This window comes from Myxacorys chilensis, assembly GCF_059505265.1.
In genome coordinates this window covers 24,165-40,195 of the sequence record NZ_JCACKG010000149.1, presented here as the reverse complement: position 1 = coordinate 40,195, position 16,031 = coordinate 24,165, and the positions used below count along the sequence as shown (strand labels likewise).

General features: G+C 48.1%; 18 protein-coding genes. 9 read left to right on the top strand and 9 right to left on the bottom strand.

All coding sequences use genetic code 11. From position 1 onward, the window contains the following. The first annotated feature begins 8 nt into the window (after nt 1-8). On the top strand, nt 9-836 hold the full coding sequence (locus AC5JLB_RS10940) for an alpha/beta fold hydrolase (protein WP_495873864.1): 828 nt from the start codon (nt 9-11) through the stop codon (nt 834-836). A gap of 547 nt (nt 837-1,383) precedes the next feature. Here the strand turns inward: AC5JLB_RS10940 and AC5JLB_RS10935 are convergent. After that, nucleotides 1,384-1,554 (bottom strand): hypothetical protein, encoded by a 171-nt coding sequence (locus tag AC5JLB_RS10935; RefSeq protein ID WP_495873863.1) that lies wholly within the window; start codon nt 1,552-1,554, stop codon nt 1,384-1,386. Nucleotides 1,555-1,588: 34 nt separating this feature from the next. On the opposite strand from AC5JLB_RS10935, the gene AC5JLB_RS10930 reads away from it, so the two are divergent. The 4 genes from AC5JLB_RS10930 to AC5JLB_RS10915 all read left to right on the top strand — a co-directional run bounded on the left by AC5JLB_RS10930 (nt 1,589) and on the right by AC5JLB_RS10915 (nt 4,436). Beyond that, nucleotides 1,589-2,248 carry a Uma2 family endonuclease gene (locus AC5JLB_RS10930; protein ID WP_495873862.1) on the top strand — a complete coding sequence of 220 codons (660 nt, stop codon included), beginning with the start codon at nt 1,589-1,591 and terminating at the stop codon, nt 2,246-2,248. Between the two features lie 75 nt (nt 2,249-2,323). Further along, nucleotides 2,324-2,512, top strand: coding sequence for a hypothetical protein (locus tag AC5JLB_RS10925; protein WP_495697345.1), 189 nt, complete (start codon nt 2,324-2,326; stop codon nt 2,510-2,512). Nucleotides 2,513-2,519: 7 nt separating this feature from the next. Beyond that, nucleotides 2,520-3,890 (top strand): GH1 family beta-glucosidase, encoded by a 1,371-nt coding sequence (locus tag AC5JLB_RS10920; RefSeq protein WP_495873861.1) that lies wholly within the window; start codon nt 2,520-2,522, stop codon nt 3,888-3,890. A 120-nt stretch (nt 3,891-4,010) separates the two neighbouring features. Then, nucleotides 4,011-4,436 (top strand): hypothetical protein, encoded by a 426-nt coding sequence (locus AC5JLB_RS10915; RefSeq protein WP_495873860.1) that lies wholly within the window; start codon nt 4,011-4,013, stop codon nt 4,434-4,436. Here the strand turns inward: AC5JLB_RS10915 and AC5JLB_RS10910 are convergent. Continuing rightward, a complete protein-coding gene (locus AC5JLB_RS10910) occupies nt 4,433-5,149 on the bottom strand; it encodes an SPOR domain-containing protein (RefSeq protein ID WP_495873859.1) in 717 nt (238 codons plus the stop codon). The two genes, AC5JLB_RS10915 and AC5JLB_RS10910, sit on opposite strands and share 4 nt — an antisense overlap. 223 nt (nt 5,150-5,372) lie before the next feature. On the opposite strand from AC5JLB_RS10910, the gene mnmA reads away from it, so the two are divergent. Further along, nucleotides 5,373-6,428, top strand: coding sequence for a tRNA 2-thiouridine(34) synthase MnmA (gene mnmA, locus AC5JLB_RS10905; RefSeq protein WP_495873858.1), 1,056 nt, complete (start codon nt 5,373-5,375; stop codon nt 6,426-6,428). Here mnmA and AC5JLB_RS10900 read toward each other — a convergent pair. After that, nucleotides 6,425-7,315 carry a YihY/virulence factor BrkB family protein gene (locus tag AC5JLB_RS10900; protein WP_495873857.1) on the bottom strand — a complete coding sequence of 297 codons (891 nt, stop codon included), beginning with the start codon at nt 7,313-7,315 and terminating at the stop codon, nt 6,425-6,427. The genes mnmA and AC5JLB_RS10900 overlap by 4 nt on opposite strands. Before the next feature lie 216 nt (nt 7,316-7,531). On the opposite strand from AC5JLB_RS10900, the gene AC5JLB_RS10895 reads away from it, so the two are divergent. Beyond that, on the top strand, nt 7,532-8,422 hold the full coding sequence (locus AC5JLB_RS10895; protein ID WP_495873856.1) for a S1 RNA-binding domain-containing protein: 891 nt from the start codon (nt 7,532-7,534) through the stop codon (nt 8,420-8,422). Between the two features lie 135 nt (nt 8,423-8,557). Here AC5JLB_RS10895 and AC5JLB_RS10890 read toward each other — a convergent pair whose 3' ends face one another. Further along, entirely contained in the window at nt 8,558-9,271 is a 714-nt protein-coding gene (locus AC5JLB_RS10890; protein ID WP_495873855.1) for a sterol desaturase family protein, read from the bottom strand. Nucleotides 9,272-9,704: 433 nt separating this feature from the next. Here AC5JLB_RS10890 and AC5JLB_RS10885 point away from each other — a divergent pair, with 433 nt between their 5' ends. Continuing rightward, nucleotides 9,705-10,580 carry a Tab2/Atab2 family RNA-binding protein gene (locus AC5JLB_RS10885; protein ID WP_495873854.1) on the top strand — a complete coding sequence of 292 codons (876 nt, stop codon included), beginning with the start codon at nt 9,705-9,707 and terminating at the stop codon, nt 10,578-10,580. A gap of 98 nt (nt 10,581-10,678) precedes the next feature. After that, complete coding sequence (locus AC5JLB_RS10880; RefSeq protein WP_495873853.1) at nt 10,679-11,986, top strand: TldD/PmbA family protein; 1,308 nt, start codon at nt 10,679-10,681, stop codon at nt 11,984-11,986. Here AC5JLB_RS10880 and AC5JLB_RS10875 read toward each other — a convergent pair. The 5 genes from AC5JLB_RS10875 to AC5JLB_RS10855 all read right to left on the bottom strand — a co-directional run bounded on the left by AC5JLB_RS10875 (nt 11,983) and on the right by AC5JLB_RS10855 (nt 15,972). Beyond that, entirely contained in the window at nt 11,983-12,162 is a 180-nt protein-coding gene (locus tag AC5JLB_RS10875) for a hypothetical protein (protein ID WP_495873852.1), read from the bottom strand. The two genes, AC5JLB_RS10880 and AC5JLB_RS10875, sit on opposite strands and share 4 nt — an antisense overlap. Nucleotides 12,163-12,264: 102 nt before the next feature. Continuing rightward, nucleotides 12,265-13,407: a zinc-dependent alcohol dehydrogenase gene (locus AC5JLB_RS10870; protein ID WP_495873851.1), complete on the bottom strand. Its 1,143-nt coding sequence runs from the start codon at nt 13,405-13,407 to the stop codon at nt 12,265-12,267. Nucleotides 13,408-13,577: 170 nt separating this feature from the next. Further along, entirely contained in the window at nt 13,578-13,931 is a 354-nt protein-coding gene (locus AC5JLB_RS10865) for a hypothetical protein (RefSeq protein ID WP_495873850.1), read from the bottom strand. Between the two features lie 124 nt (nt 13,932-14,055). Then, nucleotides 14,056-15,225, bottom strand: coding sequence for a zinc-dependent alcohol dehydrogenase (locus AC5JLB_RS10860; protein ID WP_495873849.1), 1,170 nt, complete (start codon nt 15,223-15,225; stop codon nt 14,056-14,058). A 42-nt stretch (nt 15,226-15,267) separates the two neighbouring features. After that, on the bottom strand, nt 15,268-15,972 hold the full coding sequence (locus tag AC5JLB_RS10855; protein WP_495873848.1) for an SRPBCC family protein: 705 nt from the start codon (nt 15,970-15,972) through the stop codon (nt 15,268-15,270). Nucleotides 15,973-16,031: the final 59 nt, after the last annotated feature.

The window sequence follows — 16,031 nt, the reverse complement described above, 5'->3', positions numbered from 1 at the left end:
CAGTGCCTATGCCGTACTCGTCAGCGATAGAGGAACCAATCACGCTTGCAGGAACGCAGATTCAACTGCGGAGCGTTGCCCTGCAAGTAGCTTATGCACCGGGTCGATTGCCCGCGATCGTCTGTATCCACGGCGGGCTTGGCAGTCGCTACAATTGGCGGCTGCAATGGGAATTTTTGCGGGCGTCTGGGCAGGCGGTTCTTGCCTATGATTTGGCGGGGCATGGAGACTCTAGGCGCTATCAGCGCTATTCGGTGGGGCGACATCGACGCGATCTAACGCGGTTGCTGAGACACTTTCAGATTGAAAATCCAATTTTGTGTTGTCATAGCTATGGCGTTCCGATTGGTTTGGAGTGGGCAAAACGCCATCCGACGCGGGCCATCATTGCGATCGCAGGTGGCACGCATGATCTAACGCCATGGTGGGAAATTCCCGCGATCAAGTTTTTTGCGCTCTTTTGGAACTTCGCAGAGCGAATTGCTGGGCATAATCTCTATCGTTGGCAGCCACACGTGTTAATCAATTCTCTTGGTAGTGCCCAAGACGATGAGCCTGAACGGTCTCATGATCTCCCGACTGATCCTCACCCCTACGAAGCGATCGAAGCATTTTGGGGCTACGATGGACGCCATCACGAATTTGCTTGCCCAATTACGATTATCACGGGCAGCAGCGATCCGATGTTCCCGCCTGTGATGGGGCATAAATGGTTAGCGCGGCTGCAACATCAGCACCCAAATAGCACTCACATCACGGTGTCAGACGTAGGACATTTGATCATGGCAGAAGCTCCGGGTGTGGTAAATGACGCGATTCTTCAGAGCTTGGTGTAGCCGATTTTTTGGAGTTGTACTCTGCTTTCAGTGCAAGTGCAGTTAGCTATTCCAGAACAGGCAGCGGATTGGGTAGTAGATGAAACGGATGTAGCTTCCAGCACTCCTCTGCAAAAAACAAATAGTGGTAACTAATCTATTCCTCACAAAGTGTTGCCGCAGGCGTTGGCTATGTTCGTAGGCGAAGCTTCTTCCGAAGGTATCCAAAATTTGCTGCCAACGCGCAGTTCGCTCTGCCAAATTCCGAAGGATTGCTGTCTAAGTCCTAAATTCTTGAGCAAGGCGATCGTCTCTCAGCCTTGGCTACAGCTCTCTACTCCATATCATTCCTGAAGCTGCCCAAGCGCAGTAAAAAACCCAGTAGCGCGACACTACTGGGCTGGTAGCTGTGAAAGTTGATACTCTCTAATGAAATGACTTATGTAACTATAGTTGCAGACAAATACCTAAACCTCATCTGTGTTTTTACGTAATTTCAGATTCTACCTGAAGAAATGTTTTTGAGAGGCGTGCAGAGAACTCGTAAAACTGCGGTAGTGGGTTTACGCTAATCACGTTTGAGAGCTAGAGCGTGAGGGATGGAGTGAATTGAACCATGATTCTGATAGCCCTCAGTGTTGTTCCTGAGCAAGCGACTGGCTTTGCCAAACTCTGACCGATCGCTTGCTCCAAGCTCTAAATCGAAAAACAACATTACTTTCAGTGATGGTTGAATCATTACGATTGAGCGAAAATAACAACATGTTTTAAAAATGCGTCAGATGTTATTAGAACTCAGTCGTATTGAAGTTCCGCCGGGGCAGCACGTCTTGCTACAAGATGTTACTTGGGAAGAATTTGAGCGGATTTTGGACGAGTTAGGTGAACATCGTGCCTCTCGGCTGGCTTACGATAATGGAACTCTAGAGATTATGTCACCGCTACCTGCTCATGAAGGAGACAAAGAAATTATCGGAGATCTGATCAAAGCATTATTGGAAGAACTAGATATCGAATTTTTGACGTTAGGCTCTACAACGTTTAAAGATCAGGCCATGTTGACAGGAATTGAGTCTGATCAATGTTTCTATATTCAAAACGAGTCCCAAGTGCGGGGTAAAAGACGGTTCGACTTGGAGACTGATCCTCCTCCCGACTTAGCGCTAGAAATTAATGTCACTTCTCGGACGCATCCACGCCTCTATCAAGCATTAGGCGTTTCCGAACTGTGGCGATTTGAACAGGAAAATCTACAAATTAATATTTTGAAAGACGATCGATATCAGATATCAGAACATAGCTCGATTTTTCCAAATTTGCCATTAACGCAAGTCATTCCTCAATATTTGGTAGAAAGTAGAACGGTAGGGAGAAATACAACATTGAGAGCATTTCGGCAATGGGTAAGAAATAGTATGAACAGTAAAGAGTAGATGAGTAGCTCTTTCAGGAATTAGCACTTCTTCAGAAATTTGCGGTCAGGTTCGAGATGGTTCACCAAAATCAAAATGGATACGTTTATTTTTATTCTCAAAGTGGTTCTTCCCTCATTAGCACTCTCGATCGCTATCAAATATCTTGCTCCGTTTCTCAACGTTGCACCAACGTTGACTACTGTATTGATTGCTGTCCTGTCTCCGTCGATTGTAATTGCGATCGCGCTCCTCATTCAAACCCGCGCTCACCGTAAAAACTAGATTCGCTATGACAAGCTATCAATTTCCAAAAGACTTCCAGTGGGGCGCAGCGACGGCTGCCTATCAAATTGAAGGAGCCACTGAAACAGACGGACGCAAGCCGAGTGTGTGGGATACCTTTAGCGCGACTCGCGGACGGACGGTAAAAGGACATACGGGCGCGATCGCGTGTGACCATTACCACCGCTACGAAGATGACATCAAGCTGATGAAAGATTTGGGCATCCAGAATTATCGCTTCAGCCTCTCTTGGTGCCGCATTATTCCCGATGGTCGAGGCAAGGTGAATGAGGCTGGAATTGATTTCTATAGGCGATTGGTCGATCGCTTGCTCAAACATAACATTACCCCCTACGCGACGCTGTTTCATTGGGATAGTCCGGCGGCGTTGGAGCAAAAATACGGTTCTTGGCGCAGTCGAGAAATGGCGCAAGACTTCGCGGACTATGCAACAGCAGTCGTGAGTCGATTGGGCGATCGCATTACAAACTGGATGACGCTCAACGAAATCTCTTGTTTTACACACATGGGATATGCCGTGGGCAAAACGCCTCAACATGCGCCCGGAACTCGTGTGAAATCTCAAAAAGACGTTTGGCAAACATCCCATCATGCACTGTTGGCACATGGATTAGGATGTCAAGCAATCCGAGCGGCATCGACAAAGGCGCAAATTGCTTTGGTCGATAACTTCGGAATCACGGTTCCGCTCACCGAATCAGCAGAGGATATTGAAGCGGCAAAGCGAGCTTTTCCGTACCACTGTGGCAATGGTGGAATGATTTACCCAGCATTAACGGGAGCATATCATCCCGCGTTGTTAGAACAACTTGGAAGCGATGCACCGGATGTTCAAGATGGTGATCTGAAAACTATTCATCAACCCCTTGATTTTTTAGGTCTCAATATTTATACAGGAACCTACATTCGTGCCGCCGATAACTGGCAAGGCTGTGAGTGGCTCAACTTTCCAAAAGCTTATCCCGCGCTGAATATGCCTTGGCTACAGCTTGTTCCAGAGAGCTTGTACTGGGGGATTCGTCATGTTAGCGAAACGATGAATCGCCCGGATCTACCGATTTACATTACTGAAAATGGTTGTGCGGCTCAAGATCAAGTAAAACCTTCGGGTGAAATCATTGATCTTGATCGGGTTTTGTATTTACGTCACTATCTTCAGAGTGTTCATCGGGCGGCTGTCGAGCACTATCCGATCAAAGGATACTTCGTCTGGAGTTTGATGGATAATTTTGAATGGTCTTACGGCTACGATCGACGATTTGGCATCACATACATCGACTACAAAACGCAGCAGCGAATCCCAAAATCTAGTTATCGCTGGTACGCAGAATGTATTCGCCAAAACCGAGTGGTCTAGGTTTCCTAAACAGTTGTAAAAAATAATCGCCGCGAAAATCTGAAATCGACGATCTGCACGCCTTAACGTTGGGAGTTAACGTGTTACTAATGAATTGGTCACGCCTCTCGTTTTCAACCTATGATTTCAATCTGTAGAAGATGTCCTTGGCTCTCGCTGTCGCTATTACTGGTAGCCTATGCCATTTTTGGTAAATTTATTCTATCCGTTCATTCTCCTGTGATATTTGGAATCGCGATCGTATGGGGACTTGTTCTAGCCATCTTGATGATGAGTCCGATTCGGGGACTGCAACGCATGCTGATCAGGTGGTTTAATTCAGACACTGTTGCGTTCACGTTTTTAATCGGAGCGGCTGCTTTTGCTTCAATCTTGCTCAACTGGTTCAAGATATTCCTGCCGTTCTTCATGGTCTTCTCGGCTGAGTCATTAGCACGGCTTGACATTCAAACAGCAGAATTCAACAACATTCAGGCTCTAATTATGCTGACGCTGGTTGCTTGGTTGGGGTTGGGAATTGGATGGATAGCTGCTCAGTTGATTTAACGACCGTAAAAAACTCGCGCATCAAACTGACGATCGCGCAGAAACTGCTTCACAATTTCAGCATCACTGCGAGTGGCATAAGGACCTACGGCTATATGAGGACCAATCGGGCGATCGCGCAGCCGGATTGCCGTTCGAGAGACACCCAACTGAATGGCGCGATCGCGCAATCTAGGTAGTTCATTTTGAGATCCCGGTACGATCGCGTAATACCCACTCGGGCTTTCCCCTCCACCGGGAATTTGCCCTCCTGATTGGGTCGTAATGCTCGCTCTTATCCCTTGAGAGGCAAGCAAAGCCACCTGCTGACGGGCATTTGCCTCACTGTTATACGTGCCTGTCTGAATCACGCGCCGCCCTCCAAGAGTTTGAAAAAACGCGCCGGGTTCAAACGTTTTAATTTGCTGCAACAGATACGGATCACTGCTATCAACGTAAACCCGGTATTGTCCAACTGTCGGCTGCGAGTAGCTTCCGCTAGGCGGACTATAAACTCGTTCTCCGGGCACGGGATAGGTTTGAGGGGGTGGATAGGTTTGAGGGGGCGGGTAACTGTTGGGCTGAGCGGGAACTAGAACAGGGGGGGGTGGCAGCGTTTGCGCGACGGCTGGCGGCTGTGCTAGACCAATCTGTGCTACACCCATACAAACCGTTACCCCTGTCAAGCGCACTCCTAACGGAACCGCCCTTAATACCTGTCTCCCACACCCCATGGTTTTTGCCCCGATTCAGTAAACAACGTCACAATGAAATTTTAGCGGCAGTGTAACACGGACATTAGCCCTTAATTCAGCAACTTTTTTCTCTGTGCTTCCTACGGCTAATTCATTTCGCTAGAATTGGCGCTTTCTTGCACAGGCTTGCCGCTAGCATCCCTCATTCAACCCTCAACGAACAGTGTTAGCCTAGAGCTATATTTTCTTTCTCTCGGTTTCCATGAACAAAGTCGTGGTTGGACTCTCTGGTGGAGTCGATAGTTCTGTTGCTGCTGCTACTCTACATGACCAAGGCTATCAGGTCGAAGGCATGACCCTCTGGTTGATGAAGGGCAAGGGACAGTGCTGCTCAGAAGGCATGGTAGATGCCGCTAGGCTTTGCGAAGAACTGGGTATTCCGCATCACATTGTTGATACTCGCGATGTGTTTCAAGAAAATATTGTCGATTATTTGGTGTCTGGCTATGGAGACGGGATTACGCCCTTGCCGTGTTCGCAGTGCAACAAAGCCGTCAAATTTGGCCCGATGCTGAAGTATGCTCGTGAGCAGTTGGGCATTGATGCGATCGCGACAGGTCATTACGCCCGGACTCGGTTTGATCCGGCAACCGGACGCCACCAACTTCTCAGAGCCGTGGATCGCTCGAAAGATCAAACCTACTTTTTATACGATCTCAGCCAAGAAATTCTGGCTCATGTGGTGTTTCCGTTGGGAGAAACGCGCAAAACCGAAACGCGCCAAATGGCGGGTGAGTTTGGCTTGCACACAGCAGAAAAGCCCGAAAGTCAAGACTTGTGCTTGGTTGAGGCAAACGGTTCGATGCGGGCATTTCTTGACAAGTACATCACGCCTCAAAATGGTGAAATTGTCGATCGCGCCGGAACTGTCCTCGGTCAGCATGAAGGCGTGCATCATTACACGATTGGACAGCGCAAAGGACTTGGGATAGCCCACAGCGAGCCGCTTTATGTGATTGGTTTAGATGCGTTGAAGAATCAAGTCATCGTAGGAGAGCGGGATGCGGCGTTTCGCCCAGATTGCACTGTGCAGCGCGTCAACTGGGTGTCGATTGCTCAGCCTACTGCCCCAATCAAAGCCGAAGTGCAAATTCGCTACCGCTCGGCCGCCACCCCAGCGACCGTAATTCCGCTTGAAGCGGGGCGGGTGCGAGTTGTGTTTGATGAGCCGCAGTTTAGTATTACTCCGGGTCAAGCTGCCGTTTGGTATGACGGGGAAGTACTGCTTGGTGGGGGCGTGATTGAGCGTTCGGTTTAGGCATCGGGTCGTGAGGTCGGAACTGCGTATTTCGACGGTTGAATTGGCTTGCCTCGATATTTGGAGTAGACTTGCGTGAATTCTGCTCCAAGCAGCAGAATCTGAGCCGAATAGAACACCCAAATTAGAATGACGACCAGCGACCCCGCCGCACCATAACTAGAACTGACACCACCATTTTCTAGGTAAAGCCCAATTAGAAACCTGCCGAGGTTGAACAATATTGCAGTGACCGCTGCCCCGACCCAAAGATTGCTCCAAGGAATTTTTGCATCGGGAAGAAACTTATAAATGGCTGCAAATAGAAAAGTAATTACTCCAAAAGAGATAACGAAATTAAGAATTTTTCCAACAATTAGAAAACCAGGAACAAAATTACCAAAGTAATTGCTGATGAGAGACAATACTGCCGTAAAAACTAATGAAACAAGTAACAAAAATCCGATTACTAGCACCATTGCAAACGATAAAAAGCGGGATTGAATAAAACTCTTTACCGCTCGTCCAGGCTTAGGTTTCACTCCCCAGATGATATTTAGTGCCATCTGAAGTTGTCCAAATACGCCAGATGCACCAAATAGCAAGATCGCAACGCTAATGATCGTTGCGATCGTACCGCCCGAATTAGGTTTATTCGCATTATCAATCAGAGCAGAAATGGCGTCTGCGGCAGGTTTTCCAACGATGCCTTGAAGCTGAGTGACGACTTCTCCCCGTGCGGCTTCTTCGCCTAAGAATGCACCCGCGATCGCGATCGCAATCAGCAGTAAGGGCGCTAACGAAAATACAGTGTAGTAGGCTAGTGCTGCTGCCAGCATCGGAACGTTATCTTCATTCCATTCCTGAACTGTGTCTTTTAGCAGGCGAATTCCAGTTTTAAGTCTCATGGCGAAGGTCGCATACACTAGCTCTTTCAATATCGTCTACGACTGAATAATAGCGCCACATCGCTCCTTAGAAAGATTTATGAAGCAAGGTTAAGGGGGCATGTTCTGATTGGGCTGCAGGATGAATTCTTCGTTCCCAATCTCTAAGCGCGTACTACACTGGATGTTGACAAATGTGCTTCAAAAGCATCTCAATTGTTCGTCATGGAAAAATCAATGCAATCTAAGTCCCCCGACGCTTCCTTCTCGATGGAAGATTTCGCCAAAGCGCTTGAGCAACACGACTATCAGTTTCAGAAGGGTCAGGTTGTGACAGGAAAAGCATACAGCTATGAAAGCGGTGGCGCATTGGTCGATATTGGGGGAAAGTCTCCAGCATTTTTACCCGTTGAAGAGGCGAGTGTTCGGCAAGTGGCGGATGTCTCAACGATTCTGCCGTTGCAGGAAGAGCGAGAGTTCCTGATTGTTCGTGAACAGAATGAAGATGGGCAGGTAACAATCTCGCTACGTCAGCTTGAGTATCGAAAAATTTGGGAGCGCTTGGCAGAAATGCAAGACAGCAACCAAAGCGTACAGGTGCGCGTCACGGGCATGAATAAAGGTGGTGTAACCGTTGATGTTTTAGGATTGCGAGGATTTATTCCGCGATCGCACCTCGTCGAGCGAGAGAACTTAGAAGCCCTCAAAGGCCAAACTCTGACCGTGACCTTTTTAGAATTGGATCGCGATCGCAACAAAATTGTTTTATCTAACCGTCTCGCGGCTCGCGCTCAAAACTTCAGCCAACTCGAAGCCGGACAACTTATTGAAGGTAAAGTCGCGAGTCTCAAACCGTTTGGTGCGTTCGTTGAGTTTGACGGCACGACCGGATTGCTGCACATCAATCAAATCAGTCAAAAGTTCATCCCATCGCTTCCAGCTCTCTTAGAAGTCGGTCAGCCGATCAAGGCGATGATTGTCGATCTCGATGAAGGTAGAGGTCGGATCTCGTTGTCAACCAAAGTGCTAGAGAACCATCCGGGCGAGATGGTGGAGAATTTGGCAACGGTGATGGAAGAGGCAGAATCGCGGCAAGATCGTGCCCGGAAAAACTTGCTAGGCAGTTAGGCAATAGAGCAGTTTGCCTTGCGATCGCTTTCTCGAACAGTGCCTGTTCAACGTCTCCACGGGCACTGTTTCATTTTTATAAACCGTTTCAGTGGGCTTCCCACGATCAGCGTATAGCCGCAATAGGCCTTACAGCTAAAGCCCTGTTTCAGGAAACTTGTCTGTCCAAGTAAATGTACCGAACAGTCGATCGTAGAGTGGAAAGATTGACGCAAAATTACGATCGTAGTGTTGAGGTTCTCGACTGTGATGAATTCGGTGATGCATCGTTGTCGTTAGCACATGCCGCAGCCCCGGCATTACAACTCGACAATTGGAGTGGATTATAATCCCCCACACTCCTAGAAAGAGTCCTAGCGTACCAGTATCGGGCAAAATCAGCCGGACGCATAGCGTTGAAGGAATGACAATAAACACCCATTCTAGAGGCTGCTCTAGCGGGTGGTTCACATGATTCCAGATGTTCATCTCGGTGTGCGAGTGGTGCAGACGGTGAAACCGCCACAGTAGCCTAGAGCGATGCTGTAAACGATGAAACCAGTAGTAGAAGAAGTCAAACAGCAGAAATGGCAGACAGGGAAGAACAAAAGATTTGAGAGCGATGACAGGAAAACGGTTGTCGCTTGCTAAATACTGCACGTTGAAATGTAGCAGACTTGGCATGTTTATCTTGGACACCACCATTAGAAACACAGCTGTCCATGCAAAATATGCTAGTTGCGATAGAACACCTATCAAGTAACTTTTAGCGGAATGCCGCTTGATTGGAACTACCAGCTCAACAACTGTAAAGGTCAAAAAGACCCAAGCGTACAGCTTGTAAATGCTGACGATTTGCTCGAACACCATTGTTGCTTTCTACCTACTTCAATCTGATTTCGCGTTTCAAAGCAAACCCTGATGTTCAGTCGAATTTCGTTACAGTTTTGTCAGGTACTAGCTGCTAATCTCGCCTGGAGTAGTAACCAAAAAACGTTTTTCAACTGTAGAAATACTGACTGTTCACCTTCTATCATTGTTCCGTCCTTTAATACAACCTCATTTTCAGTGTAGAAAAAAAGGCTCAAGTGTGGTATATACTCTCAGCCTTGTCCAGCGGAGAAAAGATTCTATAAAACGCTCATTGCTTTCGATTTCTGCTACTTAACGCTCTACTATTTAACAATTGATTAATACTCGAAGTTGTGATCGTGGTCAGCTAAGCTGCGATCGCCTTGTAGAAATTGCACTTCCATCACCCAATAGCAATAGGATTGCTATAAGACACCCCCGCTTTTAACCTATGACTACGATTTGGGAACTCGATTACTACTCTCGTCCAATTTTGGATGAGCAAAAGAAAAAAGTTTGGGAAGTGTTAATCTGCGAAAGCCCGACCACTGTGGATGCTCAGCCCGAAACCTTATTTCGATTTTCGGAGTACTGTTCCAGTTCCCAGGTCAATTCAATTTGGCTGACAAGTGCGATCGAAGAAGCGATATCTCGTGCTCCGAGTCCGCCCGATAAAATCCGATTCTTTCGACAGGCCATGAATAATATGATCATGACGGCCTGCAAAGAATTAAATGTCCCCGCTTACCTGAGCCGTCGTACCTACGCGCTCAATGTATGGCTGCACGATCGCTTGCTCACGGTTTATCCAGAGCATCCTGGTTATCAGGCGGCTGCCACTCCATCCGTGGCCTTCCCTGTCACTCCCCCGCAGCCCTTACCGGATGCCTTAACGGGTCAGAAATGGATATTTGCCACCTTACCCGCAAGTGCCTTGCACGAGATGAATGACTGGTCAATCGAGTTTGGAGAAGCGTTTCCACTAACGCTCGCCCAACTGGACGCAGAAACTCCTGTATCGGGACTGATCATCTACTCGTCTCGCGCTACAACAATGGCCGCTTGGCTGTCAGGACTAGAACTCGCAGATGTCAAATTTGATCCAGCCTTGCCCAACCGACTGCTGCTGGAAACCGGAATCAGCGATCGCTGGTTTCTCACAAGTTTAGATAAACAAACCAAACCTGAAGCCGAACAGTTTGAGATTGCCAAACACCAAGCAAACGGCGTTCACTTTCTCGCGATTCAAACCAGCCCTGATGTTGAAGCCTTCGCAGGATTTTGGTTACTGCAAGACATCAACTTAGCATCCTCCACAAAAATCTAGACCATTCCTTAAAATCGGGGAAATAGGGGAATCGAATCATGGTTTGATGAAATGGGATTTCTCATTTTTCGTTCCAGCGTTTGCTCTGAGAATTTTTTATGACTTCTAGCGATGCTCAACACACTCTATCCGAACAACTGTTAGCGTTAGCGCTGCGATCGGGCGCAGAAGCCGCAGAAGTCTTTCAGTCGAGATCGCTCTCGCGTCCCGTTTATTTTGAAGCCAATCGGCTCAAACAACTCGAAAGCGCTCAGGCAGAAGGAACAGCACTCAGGCTTTGGAAAAGAGGGCGTCCGGGTTTGGCAGTGGCGTATGGAGATGTCGAGCCTCAAGCCCTTGTGGATCGCGCGATCGCGATTAGTGACCTGAATGAATCCGAGGAAATTGAACTATCTCCCGCTTCAAAACAAATTTATCCAGATGTGGGTGACGCCGTTACGGTCGAAACTTTAGTCGAATGGGGAAAACAATCGATCGAACTCGTGCGCGATCGCTTTCCAGAAGTTCTCTGTGGCGGCGGGTGGGAGTGCGAAGCCGAAACCACTCGATTGATCAACTCCAACGGGCTAGATTGTGGCTACACCGACACCACCTTGAGCGGCTACTTAGAAGTGGAATGGGTGCGCGGAGATGACTTTCTTAATGTAGGCGATGGACAAACTGAGCGGGGCAGCTTGAATCCCGACGCGATCGCACAGCAGGTTTTGCGCCGGTTGGAGTGGGCAAAAGAGAACACCTCGACTCCAACTGGGCGAGTGCCGATTTTGTTCACCTCTAAGGCAGCAGATATGCTGTGGGGCACTGTGCAAGCAGCATTAAACGGGAAGCAGGTGATCGAAGGGGCATCTCCTTGGAGCGATCGCTTAGGACAACAAGTAACTTCAGATGCCATCACCATTTCACAGCAACCTACCTCCGGGCCGTTTAGCTGTCCATTTGATGATGAAGGAACGCCAACGCGACCAATTACATTTATCGATCGCGGTGTGCTGCAATTGTTCTACACTGATCGCACCGTCGGTAAAACCTTGGGAAGCGGCACAACAGGCAATGGCTTTCGATCAGGGTTGGGCAGCTATCCTACACCAGGATTGTTTAATCTCTTGATTCAACCGGGGTCGAAGTCGCTCGATCAGCTAATTGCAACGTTGGAGAATGGGTTAATTCTTGATCAAATGCTGGGCAGCGGGGCCGGAATTTCGGGTGAATTTTCCATCAACGTCGATTTGGGCTACCGAGTGCAGAACGGTCAAATCGTCGGTCGCGTGAAAGACACGATGCTTTCGGGAAGCGTCTACACGGCGCTAAAAAGTTTAGTTGAGATGGGTGGAGACGCAGATTGGAATGGGTCTTGTCATACCCCTTCCGTGATTGTAGAAGGACTGTCTATCACGGGACGCAGTTAGGGTCTTGCTGCTCCAATCAGGCCAGAGATGACGAACAAAATCATGCTAAGGGCAAGGATGGAAAGTTGCAGAGCGCTTCTGGTCGGAAGAAACAGAATTGCCGCAATCAGCAAAACGATACCCATCATAAAGATACTGAGCCACAACCGATTTGGATTACTGTCCCGATTAGTCACCTCAGACCTCCTATGTTTCAATTCAGTGTTTAAAACAATGATAGGGACGTTGTGTTAAACATCCCTATCTGCAATTGGCTTCGCCAAGTTTAATATCTAAATTTACGGCTTCAGCACAACTTTGATACAGTCCTCTTTTTTCTCCTTGAATATCTTGTATCCTTTGGGAGCATCTTCCAGCGCAAAACGATGCGTGATGATGAAAGAGGGATCAATGTCCCCGTTCTGAATTCGCTCCATCAGAGGGCGCAAATATTTATGAACATGAGTTTGACCCATTTTCATGGTTAAACCTTTGCTAAACGCTGCCCCAAACGGAACTTTGTCCAACAGTCCGCCATATACGCCCGGAATTGAGACAGTTCCGCCCTTGCTGCACGCGACCAAAATTTGCCGGAGCGCCGTTGGACGATCGGTTTCTAATCGAACGGCTTGTTTTGCCATGTCGTAGAGCGAATCTACCCCAGCACCATGAGCTTCGAGGCCAACCGCATCAATACAAGAATCAGGCCCACGTCCTCCGGTCATTTGCTTCAGCGCTTCGCCTGCATCGACCTCTTTAAAGTTGATGACTTCTGCACCGCACTGCTCTTTCGCCATCTTCATACGTTCGGGAACCTCATCGATCGCAATCACTCTCTCGGCTCCCAGCATATAAGCGCTGCGGATGGCAAACTGCCCAACTGGGCCACAACCCCAGACCGCTACCACGTCTCCAGGCTGAATATCGCAGTTTTCGGCTGCCATGTACCCGGTAGGGAAAACGTCAGTTAGGAATAAAACTTGCTCGTCCGTCAGTCCTTCAGGAACTTTAAACAAACCTGTATCGGCAAAAGGTACACGAGCATATTCTGCCTGACCGCCAGCGTAGCCGCCAAACAGGTGTGAATAACCAAATAGCCCTGCCGCAGAATAGCCATAAAGCGCTTCTGCCATGAATTGATTGGGGTTAGAGTTGTCACACAACGACCACTTATCGCGGCGGCAGAAAGCGCAGTTGCCGCAAGCGATCGTAAACGGCACAACTACGCGATCGCCAATACTCAAGTTCTTTACATCAGAACCCAGTTCGACGATTTCGCCCATGAACTCGTGCCCTAAAATGTCACCCGATTGCATGGTTGGGATCACACCATCGTACAGGTGCAAGTCAGAACCACAAATCGCTGTAGACGTAATTTTGATAATGGCGTCGCGAGGATTCAAAATCTTAGGATCAAGAACCGTATCTACTCGAACATCCATTGATCCATGCCAACAAACTGCTTTCATCTATTTTAATTTCTCCTGTAATTTACCTTCTAGTAGACCTGGATCCTTGACTGATCTTTCTAGTGACACCTAAATTAATCGTTAGAGTTGCCTAAAACCTCGTTTGCTTTACCCTTAGTATCGTTTCCAAAATCTTTTGTACTCTAGGGAGTAGGCTCATCAAGGTGGAGTTTTTCCTTGACGTTCCCAACGATTTCTTCAAGTTTGTTTTGGGTGTTGCTAATGAGCGGATCTCTACGATCAGGCTTGCCAGCCTCTACCCGCTCTCTCACTTCTTTTGCCGTGTTCAACGTCTCGTGATTGCGAAGTTTCTCAGAAGAGTCTGAAGCTCTCAGCTTTGCGCCTGCTTCTTGAGGACTGTTCGACTCTCGGATAATATCTTTAGCTTCAGAAGGGGTAATGGCAGCGAGGCTATAAGCGCTCGTGCTAAACAGGATGCCAACAAACAGAAACACACTGGTTAACAGAACGATTAGAGTTCTGCGTAGTTGAGTCATTGATTTTAGTAAGTTATAGGTTTTGATAAGTTGTACGAGTTGAAGATTAAATGAGCAACACAGAATCAGCCACTAAGATGTCTTAATCTGTTGTTTAACAGACAAGACATCTGTTTCGGCAACATCAGGGCCTCAGCAGCACCTTGATGCAGTTATCCCGCTTGTGCTTAAACATTTCGTAAGCTTGTTTGGCTTCGGTAAGAGGCATCTGATGAGTAAACACATCAGACGAATCAACATCACCATTCACAACATGTTCAAGCAATCTAGGCATGTACTTTTGTCCGTACATTTGGCCCATGTTGATCTTTAATCCTTTGTTAAAGGCTGCACCTATTGGCATTTTGTCGATAAAGCCTGCATACACTCCCATGATGGAGAGTGTGCCGCCTTTGCGACACGCTACGATCATTTGTCGGAGTACATGAGGACGATCGGTTTCAAGTCGAACGGCTTGTTTAGCTTCGTCATAGAAGCCCATTAAGCCGGTTCCATGTGCCTCTAACCCGACGGCATCAATACAAGCGTCTGGTCCTCTGCCGCCTGTCATTTCTTTTAGCGCTTCTCCTGCATCAACCTCTTCGTAGTTGATAATTTCAGCTTTGCTGTTGTTTTTTGCCATCGCCAACCGCTCAGGAATTCTGTCGATCGCAATGACTCGTTCTGCACCCAACAAATAAGCACTCCGCATAGCAAATTGCCCGACTGGGCCTGCGCCCCAAACCGCAATCACATCTCCAGGCTTGATGTTGCAAAGATCGGCCCCCATATAGCCCGTAGGAAACGCATCTGAGACGGGTAAGGCTTGCTCATCGCTCAATCCGTCTGGAACTTTGACGCATCCGTAATCGGCAAACGGCACTCGCACATATTCTGCTTGAGCGCCTGCATAGCCACCAAACAGGTGTGAATAGCCAAAGATACCAGCCGTTCCGTGACCAAACAAAGGCTCTTGCATCCAGCCATTGGGATTGGAGTTATCACACAACGACCATTCTTGATGTTTGCAAAAATAGCACTGTCCGCAACCAATAATAGAAGAGGTGACCACACGATCGCCGCGCTTCAGTGTCCTGACTTCTTGACCGACGTCAACCACTTCTCCCAGGAACTCATGACCAATGATGTCACCCGGTTGCATCGAAGGAATGTAGCCATCATAGATGTGCAGATCAGAGCCGCAAATAGTGGTGGCTGTGATCTTTAAGATGGCGTCACGGGGATTAAGAATTTTTGGATCAGGTACAGTTTCGACCCGTACATCGTTAGCACCGTGCCAGCAAACGGCTCGCATAAATTGTTTCGCTCCAAATTATTGATGTGGTTGAAATGATTCTTAACCTCTGGGTTGTCCGTCAGTTGTAGCAATCTCGCCTGCTTCCATCAGTTGTTTGAAGCGATTCAGTTCGTCGCCAATTTGCTGTTCTGGTTCTTCACCAAATAGCTTAGCGGCGGCAGCGGCTAGCGTCCCGCCAGGAACATTGTATTCCAAAACGACCTTAACTTCAGTACCCCGATTTCCGGGTGCAGGTTGAAAGCGGACGAACCCAGAATTATCAACATCTGCTCCCTCAAGCGATGCCCACGCGATTAGATGGTTGGGCAGATCATTGATGATGTCAGCGTCCCACTCCACTGTTTGTCCTAGCGGTGCGGTTGCGACCCAATGAGAGCGACGAGCATCTTGTACCGTCACAGATTGGAGGTGCTTCATAAACGTCGGCAACCTTTCAAAGTCGTGCCAGTAGTTGTACAACTCTTCGGCTGATCTGTTGATGGTGACTGTCTTTTCGACTTTGATCGCTTTGTGTACTCCTACTGCATCACCTACCTTATCCGTTAAGCTTTTGTCAGTCGTTGCGCCGTGATAAGCAAGACCGCCACCTGCGATCGCGGTTAAAATTCCCCGCAGCGATCGCTGTTGCAGTCCAGCTAACACCATCGCACCGCCTCCGATAATCGAGGCCCACTTTTCGGTGTCCGACACGCCTGCCTGCTGAGCATCGGTAGAACTCGTGATTTTATTAGACTCAGTTTCCATGTTGAATTCCTCTAAAAATTACCTAAATGCGTAAAGCAACATTGGATGAGGAACGGGTG